This window comes from Streptomyces durbertensis (assembly GCF_014156695.1).
Lineage (GTDB): Bacteria > Actinomycetota > Actinomycetes > Streptomycetales > Streptomycetaceae > Streptomyces > Streptomyces durbertensis.
This window is the reverse complement of the sequence record NZ_WMLF01000461.1, coordinates 1-4,186: the sequence shown is the minus strand read 5'-3', so window position 1 is coordinate 4,186 and position 4,186 is coordinate 1. Positions and strand designations below refer to the sequence as shown.

At 73.2% G+C, this 4,186-nt stretch carries 2 protein-coding genes and 1 pseudogene; 2 read left to right on the top strand and 1 reads right to left on the bottom strand.

Annotated elements, in window-relative coordinates; genetic code table 11:
- The first annotated feature begins 556 nt into the window (after nucleotides 1-556).
- Both GL263_RS22655 and GL263_RS22650 read left to right on the top strand, forming a co-directional pair.
- Nucleotides 557-1,099 carry a SigE family RNA polymerase sigma factor gene (locus GL263_RS22655; RefSeq protein ID WP_182857603.1) on the top strand — a complete coding sequence of 181 codons (543 nt, stop codon included), beginning with the start codon at nucleotides 557-559 and terminating at the stop codon, nucleotides 1,097-1,099.
- Between the two features lie 214 nt (nucleotides 1,100-1,313).
- Complete coding sequence (locus GL263_RS22650) at nucleotides 1,314-2,969, top strand: long-chain fatty acid--CoA ligase (protein ID WP_182857602.1); 1,656 nt, start codon at nucleotides 1,314-1,316, stop codon at nucleotides 2,967-2,969.
- A gap of 135 nt (nucleotides 2,970-3,104) precedes the next feature.
- On the opposite strand, the pseudogene GL263_RS22645 reads toward GL263_RS22650, so the two are convergent.
- Nucleotides 3,105-4,186, bottom strand: a pseudogene (locus GL263_RS22645) (hypothetical protein); the annotation flags it as partial.

Genomic DNA, 4,186 nt, shown 5'->3' with positions numbered 1-4,186 from the left:
ATTTCCTGATGTCTCGTGGGCTCGGTGATGTGTAAAAGAGACAGGTCGTACGCGGGGCAGTCTGGGTTCGCGACGTCGCATCGCCGCCGGCCGTTCGGGACGGAACGTCCGGAGGGACAGCACAGTCAGTCCTGGAGGAAAGTTCATGGCAAGCATCCGTGCCGCCCGCCTCGCCGCGGCGTTGGCCGCCGTACCACCTGCGGTGACGGCGCTCGGCGGGGTGGCTCACGCCGCCGACGGAGCAGACGTCTGGAGCGTGTGGTGAGCTGAGCGCGCCGGCGTCGAGGAGCGCCGGCGCGCGATGGGGATCGGGTCAGGCCGGGTGGCCGTACCTTCGGGTGCGGCCACCCGGTCGTTTCACGTGCCGGTCTCCCGGCGCCACGGCGGGCCCGCGGGGGCGGGTCAAGTCGGGGTCGACCCTGAGATGCCCCTATCTCCGGAGTACGCGTCTCCCCCTGAGGGAGGTGGGCGGTCGCCCGCGAGTACAACCTGAGATGGAGAAGCCTCAGGACTTGCGGTCGATCCCCGGGGGTGCCCGTGAACCTAGGTTGGGGTCATGACCACGCCTGGGACCTCCGCCACCGTGACGCCCCTCGTGACGCCGCTGACGTTCACCACCTACGTCCGGGCGCGCGGGCCCGTGCTGATGCGCACGGCACGCTCGCTCACCGCCAATCCCAGTGACGCCGAGGACCTGCTCCAGACCGCGCTGACCAAGACGTACCTGGCCTGGGAGCGCATCGAGGACCACCGGGCGCTGGACGGCTACGTGCGGCGGGCGCTGCTGAACACGCGCACGTCGCAGTGGCGCAAGCGGCGGGTCGACGAGTTCGTCTGCGACGAGCTGCCGGAGCCCGAGCCGGTGCCCGGCCCGGACCCGGCGGAGCAGCAGGCGACGCGGGACGCGCTGTGGCGGGCGGTGCTGCGGCTGCCGGCGCGGCAGCGGGCGATGGTCGTGCTGCGCTACTACGAGGACCTGAGCGAGGCGCAGACGGCCGAGGTGCTGGGGGTCTCGGTCGGCACGGTGAAGAGCGCGGTGTCGCGGGCGCTGGCGAAGCTGCGGGAGGACGGCCAGCTGGCGGCGGAGGCGGCTGCCTGACCCGTCCGTGCGACGCCCGAACGGCGGCAACTCGTATACGGATGAGCTACTTTCGGTCCGACCCGTGACAGTTCGCCCGGTCGGTGGCAGGCTGCCCGCGAGAACGTTACGCGGCCGTCAACAACGGTCGGCGCGGGGGTGACCGGCGCCGACCCGTGTTGTCGTGCCGCGCTTCTTGTGGAGCTTCGCGAACCTTCCACCCTCAGGAGGCCCGGTGCTGAGCACGATGCAGGACGTCCCGCTGACCGTGAGCCGGATCCTCGCCCACGGCGAGCGCGTCCACGGCGCGGCGGAGACCATCACGTGGACGGGCGGGCCCGAGCCGCACCGACGGACCTTCGCCGAGACCGGCGCCCGCAGCGCCCGCCTGGCCCACGCGCTGCGGGACGAACTCGGTGTGCGTGAGTCGGATGTCGTCGGCACACTCATGTGGAACAACGCCGAGCACGTGGAGGCGTATCTGGCGATCCCGTCGATGGGCGCCGTCCTGCACACGCTCAACCTGCGGCTCCCGCCCGAGCAGCTGGTGTGGATCGTGAACCACGCCGCCGACCGCGTCCTGCTGGTGAACGGCACGCTGCTGCCGCTGCTGGCCCCGCTGCTGCCGAAACTGCCGACCGTCGAGCACGTCGTGGTGGTCGGCCCCGGCGACCGTACGGTGCTGGAGGGCGCGTCGGCGCGGGCCCACGACTACGAGGAACTGCTCGCCGGTCGTCCGGACACCTACGACTGGCCGGAGACCGACGAGCGGCAGGCCGCCGCCCTCTGCTACACCTCCGGCACGACCGGGGACCCGAAGGGCGTGCTGTTCAGCCACCGCTCGGTCTACCTGCACGCCATGCAGGTCAACAGCGCCGAGTCGTTCGCCCTGACCAGCGCCGACATCGCGATGCCCGTGGTGCCGATGTTCCACGTGAACGCCTGGGGGCTGCCGCACGCCTCGTTCATGGCGGGCGCCTCGATGCTGATGACGGACCGGTTCCTCCAGCCCGCGCCGATCGCCGAGATGATCGAGGCCGTGCGGCCGACGATCGCCGGCGCGGTGCCGACCATCTGGCAGGGGCTGCTGGCCGAGCTGGAGCAGAACAAGCGCGACGTCTCCTCGCTGAGCCGGGTGATCATCGGCGGTTCGGCCTGCCCGCCCAGCCTGATGCGGGCCTTCGAGGAGCGGCACGGCGTCACCCTCGTGCACGCCTGGGGCATGACGGAGACGTCACCACTGGGCACGGTCTCGTACCCGCCCGCCGGAGCGAGCGGCGACGAGGCATGGGCGTACCGGCTCACGCAGGGCCGGCTGCCCGCCTCGGTGGAGGCCCGGCTGGCCGCCCCCGACGGCAGCTTCGCGCCCTGGGACGGCGCCACCGCCGGCGAGCTGGAGGTGCGCGGCCCGTGGATCGCCGCCGCCTACTACGGCGGTGCCGACGCCGACGAACCACTGCGCCCGGAGGACAAGTTCAGCCCGGACGGCTGGCTGCGCACCGGCGACGTGGGCACCATCTCGCCCGACGGCTACCTCACGCTCACCGACCGCGCGAAGGACGTCATCAAGTCCGGCGGTGAGTGGATCTCGTCCCAGGAACTGGAGAACCACCTGATGGCCCACCCGGCCGTCGCCGAGGCCGCCGTTGTCGCCGTGCCCGACGAGAAGTGGGGAGAGCGGCCGCTGGCGACCGTCGTGCTGCGGGAGGGCGCCGCCGACGTCGGCTACGAGGAACTGCGGACCTTCCTCGGCGAGCGGGTGGCGCGCTGGCAGCTGCCGGAGCGGTGGGCGGTGATCCCGGCGGTGCCGAAGACCAGCGTCGGCAAGTTCGACAAGAAGGTGCTGCGGGCCCGCTACGCGTCCGGCGAACTGGACGTCACCCGGCTCTGAGCGCGGGCGGCGGGCCGACGCGGCCTGTTGCGCGACCCGGACGCCGCCTGTTGCGCGACCCGGACGCGGCCTGGACGCGGCCCGGGGCGGTCGGTCGGTGCTCGACCGACCGCCTTCGGCTGCCGTCCGGCGTGCCTAGTGGGCGCCGATCTTCGCGAGCAGGTCGACCAGCCGGGTCTGCACCTCGGGGCTGGTGGACCGCTCGGCGAGGAACAACACCGTCTCACCGGAGGCCAGTTGACCGAGCTGGTGATCGTCCATGGCCGCCGAGGTGTAGACGACAAACGGGGTGCGGTTCAGCAGGCCGTTGACGCGCAACCAGTCGATGACCCCCGCGCGGCGTCGACGCACCTGCGTGAGATCCATGACCACCAGGTTCGGCCGCACCTGCGCGGCGAGGGCGGCCGCGTCCGTGTCGGTGGGGGCGTGCGCCACCTGCATGCCGCGCCGTTCCAGGGTGGCGGCGAACGCGTGCGCGATGGCCTCCTGCTCCTCCACGAGCAGCACCCGCGGCGGGTGCTGCTCGCTGTCGCGGGGCGCGAGTGCCTTCAGCAGCACCGCGGGATCCGCCCCGTACGCCGCCTCCCGCGACGCCTGGCCGAGACCGGCCGTCACCAGGACGGGCACCTCCGCAGCCACCGCCGCCTGCCGCAGCGACTGCAGCGCGGTACGGGTGATCGGCCCGGTCAGCGGGTCGACGAACAGCGCCGCCGGATAGGCCGCGATCTGCGCGTCCACCTCCTCCCGCGAGTGCACGATCACCGGCCGGTAGCCGCGCTCGGTGAGCGCCAGCTGGGTGGTGACGTCCGGCTCGGGCCAGACGAGCAGCCGACGCGGGTTGTCCAGCGGTTCGGGCGGCAGCTCGTCGTCCACGTCCATCGGGCGCAGCGGCATCGACGGCGTCGGGTCGGCGACGATCTCCACCGCGCCGTTCGGCCCGTCCAGCGGCTCGGGCCCCTCCGCCGCGCCGTCCTTGGGGGCGCTGACGGTGAACTCGCGCGCCGGGGGCGCACCGCCGGGCCCCAACGTGCCGCCCAGGTGCAGCGGCTGGGCGGGCGTCGCCTGGCCGCCGTGCGGGTGCGCGACGTCGGCGGCGTGCGCGTCGGCCGGCGGTGCTGTCGGGCTGTCGGGGGCGGCCACCGGTGTCGCCGGGGCCGGCGGCTGAGGCTGCGGCTGCTGCGCGTGCGGCGGGAGGGGGGACTCCTGTGGCGGTGCGG